General features: G+C 59.3%; 17 protein-coding genes and 1 other RNA gene. 6 read left to right on the top strand and 12 right to left on the bottom strand.

Features of this window, described 5'->3' with window-relative positions:
• Positions 1–194: 194 nt before the first annotated feature.
• From Q3Y64_RS13640 to petA, 4 genes are all read right to left on the bottom strand, one after another.
• Positions 195–794: a glutathione S-transferase N-terminal domain-containing protein gene (locus tag Q3Y64_RS13640; protein ID WP_101944375.1), complete on the bottom strand. Its 600-nt coding sequence runs from the start codon at positions 792–794 to the stop codon at positions 195–197.
• Between the two features lie 103 nt (positions 795–897).
• Complete coding sequence (locus Q3Y64_RS13635; protein ID WP_101944311.1) at positions 898–1656, bottom strand: cytochrome c1; 759 nt, start codon at positions 1654–1656, stop codon at positions 898–900.
• Positions 1653–3056 carry a cytochrome bc complex cytochrome b subunit gene (locus Q3Y64_RS13630; protein ID WP_235943884.1) on the bottom strand — a complete coding sequence of 468 codons (1404 nt, stop codon included), beginning with the start codon at positions 3054–3056 and terminating at the stop codon, positions 1653–1655. Before Q3Y64_RS13630 ends, Q3Y64_RS13635 begins: the two co-directional genes overlap by 4 nt.
• Before the next feature lie 2 nt (positions 3057–3058).
• Positions 3059–3694, bottom strand: coding sequence for a ubiquinol-cytochrome c reductase iron-sulfur subunit (gene petA, locus Q3Y64_RS13625; RefSeq protein ID WP_101944310.1), 636 nt, complete (start codon positions 3692–3694; stop codon positions 3059–3061).
• Positions 3695–3969: 275 nt separating this feature from the next.
• Here petA and Q3Y64_RS13620 point away from each other — a divergent pair, with 275 nt between their 5' ends.
• Positions 3970–4746 (top strand): HAD-IIA family hydrolase, encoded by a 777-nt coding sequence (locus tag Q3Y64_RS13620; RefSeq protein WP_101944309.1) that lies wholly within the window; start codon positions 3970–3972, stop codon positions 4744–4746.
• A gap of 157 nt (positions 4747–4903) precedes the next feature.
• Positions 4904–5404 carry a MaoC/PaaZ C-terminal domain-containing protein gene (locus tag Q3Y64_RS13615; protein ID WP_303562620.1) on the top strand — a complete coding sequence of 167 codons (501 nt, stop codon included), beginning with the start codon at positions 4904–4906 and terminating at the stop codon, positions 5402–5404.
• 6 nt (positions 5405–5410) lie between these two features.
• On the opposite strand, the gene Q3Y64_RS13610 is transcribed toward Q3Y64_RS13615, so the two are convergent.
• The 5 genes from Q3Y64_RS13610 to ffs all read right to left on the bottom strand — a co-directional run bounded on the left by Q3Y64_RS13610 (position 5411) and on the right by ffs (position 9709).
• Entirely contained in the window at positions 5411–6013 is a 603-nt protein-coding gene (locus Q3Y64_RS13610) for a DUF2059 domain-containing protein (RefSeq protein ID WP_303562618.1), read from the bottom strand.
• 13 nt (positions 6014–6026) lie between these two features.
• Positions 6027–6614: a recombination mediator RecR gene (gene recR, locus Q3Y64_RS13605; RefSeq protein ID WP_101944306.1), complete on the bottom strand. Its 588-nt coding sequence runs from the start codon at positions 6612–6614 to the stop codon at positions 6027–6029.
• Between the two features lie 39 nt (positions 6615–6653).
• Positions 6654–6977: a YbaB/EbfC family nucleoid-associated protein gene (locus Q3Y64_RS13600; RefSeq protein WP_101944305.1), complete on the bottom strand. Its 324-nt coding sequence runs from the start codon at positions 6975–6977 to the stop codon at positions 6654–6656.
• Positions 6974–8680, bottom strand: a complete 1707-nt coding sequence (gene dnaX, locus Q3Y64_RS13595) for a DNA polymerase III subunit gamma/tau (protein WP_303562614.1) — start codon at positions 8678–8680, stop codon at positions 6974–6976. The genes Q3Y64_RS13600 and dnaX overlap by 4 nt, the downstream gene beginning before the upstream one ends.
• A gap of 931 nt (positions 8681–9611) precedes the next feature.
• Positions 9612–9709, bottom strand: an RNA gene (gene ffs, locus Q3Y64_RS13590) — signal recognition particle sRNA small type.
• 286 nt (positions 9710–9995) lie between these two features.
• On the opposite strand from ffs, the gene Q3Y64_RS13585 reads away from it, so the two are divergent.
• From Q3Y64_RS13585 to Q3Y64_RS13570, 4 genes are all read left to right on the top strand, one after another.
• Positions 9996–10889: an ABC transporter substrate-binding protein gene (locus Q3Y64_RS13585; protein ID WP_101944303.1), complete on the top strand. Its 894-nt coding sequence runs from the start codon at positions 9996–9998 to the stop codon at positions 10887–10889.
• Between the two features lie 21 nt (positions 10890–10910).
• Positions 10911–12449, top strand: coding sequence for a methyl-accepting chemotaxis protein (locus Q3Y64_RS13580; protein ID WP_303562610.1), 1539 nt, complete (start codon positions 10911–10913; stop codon positions 12447–12449).
• Positions 12450–12565: 116 nt separating this feature from the next.
• Positions 12566–12775 carry a hypothetical protein gene (locus Q3Y64_RS13575; RefSeq protein ID WP_158239280.1) on the top strand — a complete coding sequence of 70 codons (210 nt, stop codon included), beginning with the start codon at positions 12566–12568 and terminating at the stop codon, positions 12773–12775.
• A complete protein-coding gene (locus tag Q3Y64_RS13570; protein WP_303562607.1) occupies positions 12751–14277 on the top strand; it encodes a DEAD/DEAH box helicase in 1527 nt (508 codons plus the stop codon). Before Q3Y64_RS13575 ends, Q3Y64_RS13570 begins: the two co-directional genes overlap by 25 nt.
• Positions 14278–14389: 112 nt before the next feature.
• On the opposite strand, the gene fliW is transcribed toward Q3Y64_RS13570, so the two are convergent.
• From fliW to Q3Y64_RS13555, 3 genes are all read right to left on the bottom strand, one after another.
• Positions 14390–14833: a flagellar assembly protein FliW gene (gene fliW, locus Q3Y64_RS13565; protein WP_303562604.1), complete on the bottom strand. Its 444-nt coding sequence runs from the start codon at positions 14831–14833 to the stop codon at positions 14390–14392.
• A 159-nt stretch (positions 14834–14992) separates the two neighbouring features.
• Positions 14993–15754, bottom strand: a complete 762-nt coding sequence (locus Q3Y64_RS13560; RefSeq protein WP_303562602.1) for an SPOR domain-containing protein — start codon at positions 15752–15754, stop codon at positions 14993–14995.
• A complete protein-coding gene (locus tag Q3Y64_RS13555) occupies positions 15741–16325 on the bottom strand; it encodes a DUF2802 domain-containing protein (RefSeq protein ID WP_303562600.1) in 585 nt (194 codons plus the stop codon). Before Q3Y64_RS13555 ends, Q3Y64_RS13560 begins: the two co-directional genes overlap by 14 nt.
• Positions 16326–16592: the final 267 nt, after the last annotated feature.

The following is a 16592-nucleotide window of genomic DNA, read 5'->3' as shown; positions in this document are numbered from 1 at the left end:
AAGCAATTCGGGCGCGACCCGGAGGAGTCGCGCCCGAACATGATCTCACGAGTTCAGAGAAGATAGCTCTTGCTCGGGAAATGCCCATCGACCATCGCGAGCGGAGCCGGGTTTGAGAGGAGAAACGCTGCCATATGTGAATACGGCAAGCTTCGCAGTCTCAAAATCGGCCCGCACAGCAGGCCGATGGACGTTTACCGACGCATGGCGCGTTCGGAGGGCGTCAGCGCGTCGATGAAGCCCTGGCGGGTAAAGATCCGCTCGGCGTACTTCATCAGGGGCGCAGCCGTTTTCGGCAGCTCGATGCCGTAGTGCTCAAGGCGCCACAGCAGCGGTGCCACCGCCACATCCAGCATCGAGAACTCGTCGCCGAGCATGTACTTCTGCTTGGCGAACAAAGGCACGAGCTGCATCAGCTGATCACGCACATGGCCACGGGCCTTGTCGGCAGCAGCCTTCTGGTTCTTCTCCAGCGCCTCGATATGCGAGAAAAGCTCGTTCTCAAGCGTATGCAGGATCTGACGCGCCTTGGCACGCATGATCGGATCCGGCGGCATCAGCTGCGGGTGCGGGAAGCGCTCGTCAATGTACTCATTGATGATGTTCGACTCATACAGGATGAGGTCGCGGTCCACCAGCACCGGCACGCGGTTATAGGGATTGATTGCGGCGATGTCTTCAGGCTTGTTGAAGAGATCAACGTCCACCACCTGGAAATCCATGCCCTTTTCGTACAGCACGATCCGGCAACGGTGGCTGAAGGGGTCCGTTGTACCGGAATACAAATTCATCATTGCGGAATTACTCCAGGAATATTCAGTGTCACGAACCACACGACGCGCCTGCTGCGCTTCGCTGTCGCGACCAGCCAACACCATCATTTCGGTTGCACACCTGTTAATGCACGTCTTTCCAGAATGCCTTCTTGAGCATCCAGGAAAGGACGGCCAGAACACCCAGTACGGCGAGCACGGCCCAGCCGAGCTGGCGACGCGTCTCCTGTGCCGGCTCACCCATCCAGGTGAGGAAGGACACGAGATTCGCCACCTCTTCGTCGTACTCCTCCTTCGTCAAGAGGCCGGGCTGAACCAGTTCCAGCCCTTCCAGATGCTTGACCTTGTTGCCATGGCCATCATCTTTCTCGACGAAGCGCGCTTCCTGCACGCCCTGCAGATTCCAGAGGGCGTGCGGCATCCCCACTCCGGGGAAGATCACGTTGTTCCAGCCGGTCGGACGCGAGTCGTCGCGGTAGAACTGACGCAGATAGGTATACAGCCAATCGGCCCCACTGCCATCACCCGAGGCGCGAGCACGGGCGATCACCGAGAGATCGGGCGGCGCGGCGCCAAACCAGCGCTTGGCGTCGTCACTGCGGATGGCGACCTTCATCTGCTCACCGATCTTGTCGGCGGTGAACATCAGATTATCCTTGATCTGCTGCTCGGTCAGGCCGATCTGGGTCAAACGGTTGTAGCGCAGGGCGCTCGCACCGTGACAGTTCAGGCAGTAGTTGACGAAGGTCTTTGCGCCACTTTGCAGCGACGCATTATCGAAGCGCAGCGGCGCACGGTCCAGTTGCACACCACCTGAGGCCTGGGCCAGCGCGGCCGTGAGGGCCAGCGCGGCAATGGCCAGAGTCTTGTTGAACAGGCTCATTTCGAGGTCACCCTTTCCGGTTCAGCTTTGGTCTTGTCGAGGCGTGAGTACCAGGGCATGAAAGCGAAGAACGCTAGGTACAGCCAGGAGCAGATCTGCGAGACGAGGTTGCCGATCGGCGACGGCGGCTGCACGCCGAGATACCCGAGGATCACAAAGCAGACTACCCAGACTGCAAGGATGCTTTTGTACAGGCCACCCTTGTAGCGGATCGACTTGACCGGGCTCTGGTCCAGCCAGGGCAGCAGGCCGATCACCATCACCGAGCCGCCCATCAGCACAACGCCCCATACCTTGGCCTCGATCAGCACGAAAGCACCGAGCGCGCCAAGCGTCACTACCGCCGCGACGGCCTTCACGGGCTTGCACTTCGAGGTCAGGATGGCCAAGCCACCGGTAATCGCCACCAAGGCGCCAAGAGCCCACATGAAATCCGAAGTGGTGGCACGCAGGATCGAGTAGAAGGGCGTGAAATACCACACCGGGGCAATGTGCGGCGGCGTCTTGAGCGGATCAGCCGGGAAGAAGTTGTTGTACTCGAGGAAGTAACCACCGCCCTCGGGAGCAAAGAAAATGATGGTCGCAAAGACGATCAGGAACACGCACACCCCGAAGATATCCTTCACCGTGTAGTACGGATGAAAGGGGATGCCATCAAGAGGAATGCCGTTGGCGTCCTTGTGCTTCTTGATCTCGACACCGTCCGGGTTGTTCGAGCCGACTTCATGCAGCGCGACCAGGTGAGCCGCCACCAGCCCCAGCAGGACCAGCGGAATAGCGATCACATGAAAGGCGAAGAAGCGGTTCAGCGTCGCGTCAGACACCACGAAGTCGCCACGGATGAAGATTGACAAGTCCGGCCCGATCACAGGAATCGCCGCGAACAGGTTCACGATCACCTGCGCGCCCCAGAAGGACATTTGGCCCCAAGGCAGCAGATAGCCAAAGAATGCTTCAGCCATCAGACACAGGAAGATGGCGATGCCGAAGAGCCAGATCAGTTCACGCGGCTTGCGGTAGGAGCCGTAGAGCAAGCCACGGAACATGTGCAGATACACCACCACGAAGAACATCGAGGCGCCCGTGGAGTGCATGTAACGGATGATCCAGCCACCCGGCACGTCGCGCATGATGTACTCGACGCTGGCAAACGCCACCGGAATGCCGGCGCTGTTCAGCGAAGCGTCCGGCTTGTAATGCATGACCAGGAAAATGCCGGTCACAATCTGCAGCACCAACACCAGCAGCGCCAGCGAGCCGAAGAAGTACCAGAAGTTAAAGTTCTTGGGCGCATAGTACTCGGACAGATGCGCCTTATAAGTGGAGGTCAGCGGAAAGCGATCATCCACCCAGCCCAGCAGTTGTTGGCCCTTTTCGGCCAGCATCTTGGAATCAATCATCCTCAGGCTCCCTTGGAGTCTTCGCCGATCAGCAGGCGTGTTTCACTCAGATAGGTGTGCGGCGGGATCACCAGATTCGTCGGCGCCGGCATGGCCTTGAACACACGCCCGGCCAGATCGAACTGCGAACCATGGCAGGGGCACAGGAAGCCGCCCTTCCACTCCGCTCCCATACCGCTCTCGGCACCTGCCTTGAGCTTGTCGGAGGGCGAACAGCCCAGATGGGTACAAATACCGATACAGACAAAATACTCGGGGTTGATCGCGCGCTCGATGCCCTTGACATAGGCCGGCTGCTGCGCAGCCTGCGACTCGGGATCAACCAGTTTGTCCGCCCCCTCCTTCAGTGCAGCCAACATTTCGGGCGTGCGGCGCAGCACCCACACCGGCTTGCCCTGCCACTCGACGGTCATCTTTTCACCGGGCTGCAGCTTGGAGAGATCAACCTCAACCGGTGCTCCGGCCGCTTTGGCACGCTCGGACGGCGTAAAGCTCGCCACGAAAGGTACGGCCACTCCGGCTGCCGCCACCGCACCGACACCGGCCGTAGCGGCCAGCAGGGTGCGTCGGGACGAATCCAGACTGCACGCACAGAACGATGCTCCGCCAGCGGATGCATCTAGTTTGTGATCGCTCATTGCAAACCCCGAGTGATTGTGATTCAGAAAACTGGGCGATTATAGCCAAGACGGCAGGAGGGATTAAAGCCCGCGCTCCAATCTATTCTTAAAAACACATAATAATCATAAATCTACAAAGCAAATAAACCCTAACGTCATTCAACCCAAAAAGCGCAAAAAGCTCAATTCGGGCAATCCTTGATCTGCTTTGCGCATGCGCAGCCCGCTCTCTGTGCATCTACGGCATACTTCCGGCATGTGTTTTTGACCTCCCCTGTAACAGGAAAACAAATATGGCCAAGTGCATCATCTCGGACATGGATGGCGTGATCTACCGTGGCAAACAATTGATACCCGGCGCCAAGGATTTCGTCACCCGCCTGCTTGAGAGCAAGACCCCCTTTCTGTTTCTGACCAACAACGCCGAACAAACTCCGCTGGACCTCAAGCTGAAGTTGGCCAGCCTCGGTATCGACGGACTCACCGAAGCCAATTTCATCACTGCGGCCATGGCCACAGCGATGTTCCTGAAGAACCAGAATCAGAAACAGCACGCCACGGCCTATGTCCTCGGTGGAGGCGGCCTGATCAACGAGCTCTACAACGTTGGTTTCTCGATCTCGGAATCGAATCCGGACTATGTGGTGGTCGCCAAGTCCTCCACGCTCAGTTACGAGCAACTCAAGAAGGCGGTGCGCCTGATTGACCAGGGCGCCAAGTTCATCGGCACCAACCCGGACATGATCGACCCGGTCGAGGGTGGCCTGGAACCAGCCGCTGGCACCATCCTGGCCGCCATTTCGGCAGCCACGGGCAAGAAACCGTACATCGTCGGCAAGCCCAACTCCTTGATGATGATGCTGGCCGCCCGCAAGCTCGGAGCCCATCCGGAAGACTGCGTGATGGTGGGAGACCGCATGGATACCGACATCGTCGGCGGCATGGAAGCCGGCATGAGCACGGTACTGGTCCTCTCAGGCGTGACCACGCCGACGCTGATGGCTGAGTTCCCGTACAAGCCCGACTACGTTCTCAACAACGTCGGCGAAATCGATCTGGCAGCTCTCTGATCGCGGCGCCCGGCCAGCACTGGCCGGGCCGCCTGCCCCGACAGCCACTCCGTAGCCGCTCAGTCCCGGCCTAAAATTGCTGCGCCGCACACATCGAGCGGCCTGGCCAACCAGCACAACGGACAGCGGCAATCTTCTTGAAAGAACGGGGCAAAGCATGAGCGACGCGATCGAAAACCGCACCTACGACGAAATCTCCATCGGTGACTCAGCCAGCCTCACACGCACCATCACCGAGGCAGACATCCAGCTCTTCGCCGCCCTCTCTGGAGACATCAATCCGGCCCACCTGGACCACGAATACGCTCAGGGAAGCATGTTCGGCGGCGTGATCGCGCACGGCATATTCAGCGGCGCCCTGGTCTCCACGGTGTTGGGAGTGAAGCTGCCGGGCCCCGGCACCATCTACCTTAGCCAGACGCTGCGCTTTGCCCGACCGGTCAAGCCGGGCGACCGACTCACCGTCACGGTCACCGCGCGCGAAAAACTCGATGACAAAAAACGCGTGGTTTTCGACTGCGTCTGCATCAACCAGGATGGCAAGGCCGTCGTGAAGGGCGAAGCCGAGGTGCTGGCGCCAACAGAAAAAGTCCGCCGCCCGGCTATGCCGGTCCCGCCGGTGACGCTCGACGGCGCGCGCTTCAGCCCCACCCCCTGATACGCGTCAGCGCCCGGTTTTAGGGTTCACGCCCTCAAAGGCAGGAGCGGCCGGGCGGGAACTGGCGGGCGGCTGTGTTTTGACTGGCACGGGAGTGCGCATGGCCAAAGCCGCCTGCTCATATTCCTGATTGAAGTCCTGCCCGATGCGCTGAAACTCCGGCAGCGTGTTCTGGATCTGCGAGCGCAGCAACTGCCCAACAGCATCCGCAATCTTCCCCCCTTGCCGGAGCGCTTTCTGCCCGCTCGCGCTGCGATAGAAACCGAGCAGGTCCCGCACCTCTCCCTCGCTGTAATTCTCGAGGTAAATCTGGGCGATGGGATCCTTGAACCGGCTCCAGTCCAGCGCTGCGTCCAGAGCAGCATTGGCTCGCTGCGAGAAACGCTCGACAGCGGCACGCTGGGCTTCGTTCAGCTGATCCTCTTTCTTGCCAGCCAGGGCCTTGTCAATCACCTCAATGGCCTGCGCATCCAGTTGCTTGCGCCAGGTCGTCACCGCCCCGTCAGCCCGCAGAACCAGCATCAGTTCATCCACGGCCTTGCGATGGCTTGCAGCATCCGCCCATACGCATACCGGCCAAAACAGCAACAACATCAAGCCACGCTTCATTCGATCATTCCTTTTACCAGCCTCGCCGTTCGACGAAGGCCTGCGCCACCGTCCCCAGGTCGGTATGCTCGAGCTCACCCCCAACCGGCACGCCACGTGCAATGCGGCTCACCCGCAGCCCCCTCGCACGCAGCATCTCACCGAGATAATGGGCCGTCGCCTCACCCTCGTTGGTGAAATTGGTGGCCAGGATCACTTCCTGGACAATCCCGTCTGTCGCACGTTCGACCAGTTTGTCGAACTTCAGCTCACGCGGACCAATGCCATCCAGCGGCGAGAGTTTGCCCATCAAAACGTAGTACAAACCCCGATACGCCAGCGTGGACTCCATCACCATCAAATCCGATGGCATCTCCACCACGCATAGCTGGCTCGCGTCCCGCTGCTGGCTAAGGCAGCGCTCGCACACATCAGCCTCGGTGAAGTTATTGCAGCGCGCGCAATGGCGCACTTCGGCCAAGGCTGCAGCGAGCGTTCCTGCCAGGCGTGCGGCGCCCTCGCGATCGCGCTGCAGCAGGTGATAGGCCATGCGCTGGGCCGACTTGGGCCCAACGCCGGGCAAGACCCGCAAAGCTTCGGTAAGGGAGTCCAGAAGAGGCATGGGAGAGTCGGGGCAAGCGCGCTTGTCCCCGCCTGTGTTTCAGAACGGAAGCTTGAAGCCCGGCGGCATGCCCATGCCAGAGGTGAAACCCGCCATTTTTTCGCTGCTGACGGCCTCGGCCTTGGCTGCGGCGTCATTCAGCGCAGTCACGATCAAGTCTTCAAGCATTTCGCGATCATCCATCACGGCTTCGTTGATCTGCACCCGCTTGACCTTGTTCTGGCAGTTCATCACCACTTTTACGGCACCGGCACCCGCAGAGCCTTCGACATCGATCTGGCCCAGCGCTTCCTGAGCCTTCTTCATGTTTTCCTGCATCTGCTGGGCCTGTTTCATCAGGCCAGCAAGGCCGCCTTTCATCATTCTGCTTCTCCTAAAGGTTTGACGGAGGATTCCACCAGCGTCGCATCGCAACGCTCAATGAGCTCCTGCACAAAGGGATCGGATTCCAGCGCAGCCACGGCATCGGCCTGGCGCGCCTGACGGATTTCTTGCTTGCGCTGAGCCGGCGTCTGGCTGCCCGGTTCAGCAACTTCGATGTTCACACGTAAGGGCCTGCCCTGCGTGGCGGACAAGGCTTCCTGCAATTTGCTCAGGTTTGACGGCATCGCCATCAGATGCCGATGCGCCGGCGCCAAACGCAGACTCAGCACACTCCCCTCCAGACCGAGGAACTCACAGTTCTGCGCCAACTCACGCACCATGCCACCCACGCCGCTCGCCTGGATCTGGGCCAGCCAGTCGGCAGCCCCCGCCAGCGCCACGGGCGCCGCAACAGCGGCCGGAACAGGCGGCGAAGGCGGAGCGGCAACCTGCGTCGGCGGAGCGGATTCGTCTTCCCATGGCGGTGGCGGCTCCTGTACAGACTGCGGCGCAGCAGCCACCGGACGCGCGGCAGGTACAACAGGCGTAGCCGCTGTCGCACCGGGGCGCAGAGCCGGAGTTGAGACCGGAGCGGTCGACGCACGCGCTGCGCTGCCAGGTGCTTCGGGCCGAAACGCGTGCAGACGCAGCAGGCTCATCGTAAAACCGGTGTACTCATCCGGCGCCAGAGCCAGTTCTTCCCGGCCATGAATCGTGATCTGGTAAGCCAGTTGCAAAAACTCAGCGTCAAAGGCCGCCGCATAGGGCGCCAGACGCTCACGCTCGAAGTTATCTGCAATCGCCAGCGGGGCAAATTGAGCCAGTGCGACGCGATGCAACAGGGTCGCGAACTCCTGCAAGGCCGATTCAAAACTCAGGCTGCGCGCCTCCATGGCATCTGCCACGGCGATCAAGGCCCCAATATCCTGCGCCTGCAAGGCATCGAGCAATTCGAAGAGATGGTCTTCGCCGACCGTGCCGAGCATGTCGCGCACCCCCTCCTCTTCAACCTTGCCCGCACCATGCGCGATGGCCTGGTCAAGCAGCGATAGCGCGTCACGCATCGAACCATTAGCACCCTTGGCGATATGGCGCAGGGCACCAGACTCGAAAGATACAGCCTCCTGCCCAAGGATGTTCGATAGATGCTCGACGATGTGCGTCTGCGGCATCTGCTTGAGATTGAACTGCAAACAACGCGACAGGACCGTGACCGGAATTTTCTGCGGATCCGTCGTCGCAAGAATGAACTTCATATGCGCCGGCGGCTCTTCCAGCGTCTTCAGCATGGCGTTGAAGGCATGCCCGGTCAGCATATGCACTTCATCGATCATGTAGACCTTGTAGCGGCCGCGCGAGGGGGCATACGCCGCTTTTTCCAGCAAGGCCGCCATGTCATCCACCCCTCGGTTGGAGGCGGCATCCATCTCGACGTAATCAACGAAGCGCCCACTGTCGATTTCGGTGCAGGCGGCACACACGCCACAAGGGGTGGCCGTCACGCCCTGCTCGCAGTTAAGGCTCTTGGCCAGAATGCGCGAAATGGTGGTCTTGCCGACCCCGCGTGTTCCGGTAAAAAGATAGGCGTGGTGCAGGCGCCCCGTGGTGAGCGCGTGTGTCAGAGCGCGGACCACGTGCTCCTGCCCGACAAGGGTCTCGAAACTCCGGGGGCGCCACTTACGGGCAAGGACCTGATAACTCATGGGCGCGATTGTAGCCCGGATGCCCTCGCCGCTTCGCACCGATTTGTCCGCCTAAGGCCTTTGCATTAATGACGCAAAGCGCTCGTAACAGTCAAACCACAGGAATCCCCCCTCCCCGCTGCAGCGCTCCGCGCAGGGGGAAGTTCATTTTGACTATTACCATCTTTCGATTAATAAATTGGATTGAATAACAGCAATCCAATATCTTTAGACAATCAAAAGGAGCCTGCCATGTCCCAACACAAACAGTTCGCCAACCACCTGCTGGATCTCTGCATCAACGTGTTTGCAGGTCAGGCTGAGCACTATCAGCATTTAGTCCGCCTTTGAAGCCATATCTGGAGCACATGGGTGCTGAAGCGATACCACAGCCATGCTCTGACCCTATCAGTAGCTTGCACAGATTCAATTGGCGAGCCCACACCACGTAAATCAAGCTGAAATCAGCGGCACATCAGGAGCACATCATGCACAACACATTGTCAGCCAAGTTTGCACACCGCCTGCGCGAAGGCCTCGGTCTGGCCATCTTTGCCTTTGGCGCAGCGCTTCTCATCATCTGATCGCAGACGCGGCATACGCCTTCAAAGGCAGGTCGTCAGCGCCTCACGTGAGCAACAACCAAATTGAAAAGCCATGAGGAGCCCGCGATGAGTCCCAAAGCCCGGCACAGAGCGAGTAACCACCCCTTGTTCCAATTAGTGGCAACAGTTTTACTGGCTATCTGCGCCATGTGGCTGCTCAACGCATGGCTCGGGGAAGCCACAACACCAGTCTCGGCAAGTCAGAGGTATGAGCGACGTAATGCCATACAGCCTGCCACAACGCCAGCGCCGCCCCCTGTCGCACAAAGAGAGGCCTGACGCTTCCCTGCGCCAGCCTGCAAAAGAAACGGGCTGTGTCGCAAGACACAGCCCGTTCATATATTCGAGGCGGCGAGCCTGACCCCCGGCACTTGCAGGGAATGGTTATGGCTGCTTCCTTCCGGACCTGACCAGGTTCCCACGCTGCAATGCGGGGAGACCCGCCGCGCGCCATTGTACCCCAGTTTTTCCATGTACCCGCGTTGCCGCAAAGGGGCCTGCCGCTCACAGCACAGCAGAGACTGCTGCGTCACCCTGAACGCAAGCTCGTGCCCGCACAAGACGCTGCCCGCTCGGCCACTCAAGTTGCTAGGAGCTGCGCCGATAACCGGGAACACCTCGGCTGCTGACAATCTGTGCATCGCGCCTTAATGCATAAGCGCCCTCATGTATCCAGCGCTACGCGCAGCCTTGCAACGACCGTCACCGCAACAAGAGAGTAGGGGCCAAACATGATCAAGCTACTGCAGCGCATGATGGCAATCGGCCTGCTGACATGCAGCCTGAGCGCCCTGGCTACTGATCTGACCGTCATCTACAACAAGAACGAGCCGAAGAACTTCATCTCCTTACTCGAAGCTGCACTTGAACGCACCAAAAACGAGGGCGGTTTCAGCATCAAAGCCAGTGACACGACCTTCGGCACCGCCCGGGCAATTGACGAAATCGCCGACAACACGGGCAAGCTGCACATTCTGACCCGTGGCTCCAATATTGATGAGGAGAAGAAACTTCTTCCGGTCCGGGTTCCGCTGGACAAGGGCTTGCTCGGCTATCGCATCATGCTGGTACGCAAGCAGGATCTGCCGAAATTCGCTGCAATCCAGAGCGTAGATGAGCTCAAGCGGCTAAGCGTCGGCCAAGGCTCCCGCTGGCCGGACACAAAAATCCTGGAGGCCGCGGGCTTCAAGGTGACCAAAGCCTATTACTCGGCCGGACTGCTGCGCATGCTCACCGAAGAGCGCTTTGACATGTTTGCCCGCGCCACCTGGGAAGCGCCGGGAGGGCTTGCTGACGCCACCAAGCAAGGCATCACCGATCTGGCGATCGAGCCCACTCTGGCCGTCTATTACCCAATGCCACGCATCTTCATGGTGAGCCGCAAAGGAGAGGGCCCGACACTCGCCGCGCGCCTCGAACGCGGCCTGCGCGCCATGATCAAGGATGGCAGCTTCGACCGCATCTTCACCGAATCCTTCGGCCCCGCCCTGGAGGCAGCCCGCCTGCACGAGCGCAAGATTTTCCGGGTAGACAACAAGTTTCTCTCACCGGACACCCCATTTGAGGACAAGTCCCTGTGGCTGGACGTGAGCGTGCCCTACTCCGCCGGCGCCAAGAAACCCTGACCTTCCAGAAGGGAGCTCACCATGCCCAGTTTCGACCTGAACAGTGTCAGCAGCCGCCTGATCCTGCTGTTCCTTGTCATCATCACCACGCTGCTCGCTATCTCCGGTGGCATCAGCTACATCTCGACCAAACACAGTCTAGAGGCAGCACTCGAAGAGGATGCCAGCGATGCTATCGAGCGCATCCAGACCAACCTCTCGATGCCGCTATGGAATTTCGACAAACCTGTCATGGTCGCGACCCTCAAGGCCGAGCTGGGCGCCGAATTTCTGCAGTCGGTCAGCCTCAATACACCGAAAAACTGGAGCCTGCTCATCGGGCGCGACAAGGATGGCAAGCCGGACGAGCTCACAGAGCTTGTCGACAAACCGGAGTTGATGAGTAAGGAAGCGGAAGTCACCTATACCGAAGGCGACAAGACCCAGAGCATCGGCAAGTTTTCTCTGCGCTATTCACGTGCCGGTGTTGATCAGGCATTGCGCGACGAACTCGTTGGCGTCGTGTTGCAAATCGTGCTGCTCGATATCGCCTTGTTGATGGCCCTGACCGTAGCCTTGCGCACCACGGTGATTGGTCCGCTGCAAAGAATTCGCGACGCCTTGCGCAGCATTGCCGAGGGTGAGGCCGACCTCACCCGCCGCCTCGACGCCAGCGGCAATAAGGAGTTCGCTGAAGTGGCACACTGGTTCAATACCTTCGTTGCCCGCATTCAGACCGTGATCAAAGATGTGGCAGGTAGCGTGGGCGAACAAGGTTCGGCCGCACGCGAGCTGACCGCAGCGGCACAAAAAGTCAGTGCCGCCTCAGGCCATCAGTCCGAAGCGGTTCAGTCGACCGCAGCCGCTATTGAGGAAATGTCGGTTAGCGTCAGCCATATCGCAGAGAACACGCACAACGTTGAATCCGAAACCCGCAGCGCCGCCAGCACAGCCAGTAGTGGCGCGCACACAGCGCGCCAGGCCGCTGGAGAAATCCGCCAGATCGCCCAGGCCATCACTCAGGTCAGCGAAACCATGAGCGCGCTAGCCCGTCGCTCCGATGAAATCGGCAGCATCGTCAATGTCATCAAGGAGATTGCCGATCAGACCAACCTCCTTGCGCTGAACGCCGCCATTGAAGCGGCCCGCGCCGGCGAGCAAGGGCGCGGTTTCGCAGTGGTAGCCGATGAGGTGCGCAAGCTGGCGGAGCGCACGACTGTCGCCACCCAAGAAATCAATGCCAAGATTGAAGCCGTGCAGCGCGACACATCGAACGCAGTGGTCGGCATTAACGATGCCAACCGCAAGGTCGAAGCAGGCGTACGTAGTGCCGGTGATGTAGCCGAAGCCCTGCAGCGCATTGAGGAGCAGTCCACGGAAACCGTTGGTCATATCTCGACAATCTCCACCTCGGTGCAAGAGCAAAGCAGTGCCAGCCAGGACATTGCCCGTCACATCGAGCGCATCGCCCATTCCAGCGAAGAAAATCAGGAGGTGGCAGAAACCACCAATCGGCTTGCAGCTCGTCTGTCAGATATCGCAGGCCGGCTGGATGCCACTGTTCGCCGCTTTACCGTCTGAGCTCCTTGCCGAAGACATGCCTTCGGCAAGAAAAAACGCTGTCGTAACAAATAATTGCGTGCAATCCGCGTTTTCTTGCTGTAGAGTGCGCAGCCTTCCACTGCGGCGTTTGTGCAGTGCGAAATCGTTTCATCGTCCCTGACCCCCTCTTCACGCATTTCCGCATTCTTCGGAAATATTGCGCGTTTGTTGTACTGGTTGGCGCCGATGTGTTTGCGCAGCTTGATCTGCGCCTGTTTGCGCCCAACCCCGTGCTGCTCTGGCAGCCACGGCTCTTCGCGCTTTTTCCGATAGGCAAGAAATGTCATTTGATTCCTTGGGTCTGAACCCAATCCTCGTTTCCGCTGTATCCCGCGCCGGCTACACCACGCCGACGTCCGTTCAGGCCGCCGCCATCCCGGCCGCACTTAGCGGAAGCGATCTGATGGTCTCCGCCGCCACCGGCAGCGGCAAAACCGCAGCCTTCATGCTTCCTGCCCTACAGCGCTTGGCCGAACCAGCTGCCGTGCGCAGCATCGGGCCGCGCGCAGTCATCCTCTGCCCGACGCGTGAGCTGGCTCAGCAAGTGGCCAAGGCTGCTATCACCTACAGCCGCACCATGAAACGGATCGCCGTCGTAACAGTTGTTGGCGGCATGCCCTACCCCGCCCAACTGAAGCTGCTGCGCCAGCCGGTGGACGTTCTCGTGGCTACCCCGGGGCGCCTGCTTGATTACATCAGTAGCGGTCGCATCGATTTTTCACGAACCGAAATGCTGGTTCTCGACGAAGCAGACCGAATGCTCGACATGGGCTTCATGGAAGATATCGAGAAAATCATTGCGGCATTGCCCGAGAGCCGTCAGACCCTGATGTTCTCCGCCACTTTTGGCGGTGAAGTCGGTCGTCTCGCCCAATCCATGCTCCGCGCCCCGCAACGGATCGAGCTCGCCAATCAGACCGATCGCCATGCCGATATCGAGCAGCGCGTGCATTGGGCCGATGACACCGCTCACAAGAACCGCCTACTCGATCATTTGCTCAAGGGTCATGACGTTACCCAGGCCATCGTTTTTGCCGCAACCAAGCGCGACGCAGAATGGCTCTCCGAAACGCTGGCCGACAAGGGCTTCGCTGCCGCCTCCCTGCATGGCGATATGCCGCAAGCCAAGCGCAATCGCACCCTCACCGGGCTGCGCCGTGGCGACATCAAGATCCTCGTGGCAACCGACGTAGCAGCCCGCGGCATCGACGTCCCCAATATCAGCCATGTGATCAATTACGGCATGCCGATGAAGCCGGAAGATTATGTTCACCGCATCGGCCGTACCGGTCGTGCCGGCCGTGCCGGCTTGGCCATTACCTTGGCTATTCCAGCCGAGCGCTTCAAAATTCGCGCCATCGAACGCTTTACCACTCAGCAGATTCCGGCAAGCGTCATCGAGGGGCTGGAACCGCGCTTCAAGCCCGAGCAACGTAGCGGCAATCGCCCGCATGGCGATCGCCCCCAGCGCAGCGGTAGTGATCGTCCGCGCAGCTTCGGGGATCGCAATCGCTCCAAGGATGCACCACGCAGCCGTGAAGAAGGCTCCAGCCCTGCACGCAACTTCATCGACCCGGGTCGCTTTGAAGAGAGTGCTCGCCGCTTCAGCGAGCGCCCGGCAGCGGCCACTGCACCGGCAGCAAACCGTAAACCGGCTGGAGCGACGGCCGGTGCAAAGAACCGTCCGTTGTTCAATGGCGAACGTCACTTCGATGCTCGCCCTCGCAGCGAAAGTGGAAACTTCACTGATCGCCCTGCACGTGGCGAGTCACGCACAAGCGCGCCTGCTCGCAGCAGACCGCGCTAAGTAGCGCATCAGGGCATTGATTCTTCACCAAGGTGAAGAATCAATGCCCTGATCTGGTTTTAGGGAAATGCGGGGCAAACGCCGCCCCGCTGTTATCGGCTTTATCTCTTTCTCAGGCCGGCTTGAGGGTCACTTCACAGCCCAGTTTGGCAATGATCTTCTGCAGTCCGCGCATCGTCGCGCCATTGATAATCAATGGAGCCATCAGGTTCGCTTTGACGTGAGCATCGCCGGCACGACGCATCTGCTCCGGCTCTCCCTTGCGCAGGATAACCAGTACAGCCACATCCTCTGCACGCGTCGCGCCAAGCAAGTTCTGCTCTTCTTCACTCAGCTCAAACTCATAGTGAAGGCCAAGCAAATCCGGGGTTGTCACTGCAAACGCAATTGCCGGGTCATCCACACCTTGCAACACGGCAAAAGCCTCGCTGCTCTGCTCTACTTCAATGAATGTGTAGCGCTTGCAGGCCTCGAAGCCAGGCAAACCAAGTGGAAACTCAACCACCTTGTTGCTGGCGACCTCCAGGCTACCGAACTGCGGACTATCGATCTTCATGAGCCCCTCCTGACAAGAACTACGATGACTGGCTCAGTCCGGACTTGGCGGGCAAAGTCAGCAAAAAAGCTTGAGCCTACAAGACAGGCATGCCATCTTGCATACTCTAGTCGCCTTGTTCTACCCCAAAGCCCTGAAAAGAAATTGAAAAACGGCCCATCAAGGCCGTTTTATGCTGGTCGGCAGCAACATACCGCCACCTATGCCCAACTTTTTCAAGCGATCCTGAGCCTTCACTGCCTCTTCCTTGCTTGAAAACGGTCCCACTTGCACCCGGGTCTCGAGCTGAGTGGGAATGCCTGCCTGTCGAAGTTTGTTGCGTAACTCTTCGGCATTCCCTGGATTACTGAACACCCCAACCTGCAAGATGAAGGGGCCAGCATCCCGTGTTTCGCTCAGGGCTGCGGATGACGGACGGACGGACTCTGTACGGCCGGCACTGGCCGCAGGCGTCAGCGTTGGTGCTTGGGGGTGTGAATCGCGCCCAGCGCGTACGGACGAATGCACTAGCGTCGTGGCAGTAGCCAAAGGCTTGGTCGGCACATCGGAGCTTCCCTCTGGCACGACAGGGGTCTGGGAGGCCGCGGGGCTTGTCGCCGGAGCAGACATGCTTGCAAGAGTGGCCTGCGCAGCGTCAGGAGCCTCCCTTATCGCCCGCTTGAGCTCTTCCGGCATGCTTTCCGGCACAGCAGCAGGGGTGGTCGGAGCAGCGGAGACAGAAACACCAATCCGCGGCGCATTCAGTGCCGCGGCAACGGGGGCTGCCTCGCTGACATCAGGTCGGTCTGACTTGCCTTCGAAGATCATCAAACCAGCCAGCAAAGCAACTATCAGCGCAACCACCAAAACAGCACGGGACACCAGTTTGTTGCGTCCTCGCGTCACCACGCCGTCATTGTCGAATTGCTCATGCTCTGTCATTGCCTTGCTCCCCCTTGGCATCTGAACTCAATGAACGCACCAATTGCGCTTCAGCGATTGAAATCCCGCAACGCTCAGCGATGGCATCGACATCATAGCCACGTTGCGCAAGGGCTACGGCTTCGCTGTACATCGGGGAAACCTGGCAGGCTGCACGCAACGCATGCAACTCATCCTGCAAGGTTTTAACCTGAGCTTGCAACTGGTCATGACTTAGGCGTAATTCATCCAGTAAGTGGCGCGTCTGGCGCATCTCAAGCAAGGCATCAAAACCAAATTCAGTCGCATCAGGTTCTCCGAGGCGATTCAACCTTGGTTCGGTGCGTGGTATACCGGCATCAGTCTCAAAAGTGTTCGCAGGGCGCGAACCATCGAAATGAACGCTGGAAAATGAAAGCTCCGGATCCCCTCCGAGGATCTGGGAGTGAATCGTCTCCGGAGGGGTCGCTTCCTCGGAAAACGTAGGGGCCGAAGTACGTGGCTTACGCAATCGCAAGAGTCTGACGCACAGCCACACGAGATAGGCAGCCAACCCTCCCACCAACCAGAGAACGATTTCGCGAAACGTCAAATGCCGCCTCCGTTCAGCCCATAAAACGAGCTGTTTGATAAGTCCTGAGAAGATTCAAATCGCGGTACGCTGCCGACTGCGCTTGATGATACTGAGAATGCGAGTGTGTTGCCAAAGAGTTGGGGGCATTGTTTTTTTCCCCCCCAAAAAGCAAAACCCCCCTGCCTCGTGAGAGACAGGGGGGTTTTGGGTATGGGGTAGTCTGACGATGACCTACTTTCGCATGGGCGGACCACACTATCATCGGCGCGGTTTCGTTTCACGGTC

This window comes from Uliginosibacterium sp. 31-12 (genome assembly GCF_030548425.1).
In the GTDB taxonomy this organism is placed as follows: domain Bacteria; phylum Pseudomonadota; class Gammaproteobacteria; order Burkholderiales; family Rhodocyclaceae; genus Uliginosibacterium; species Uliginosibacterium aquaticum.
Note: the sequence above shows the minus strand (reverse complement) of the source record. Positions and strands in the feature narration are given on the sequence as shown.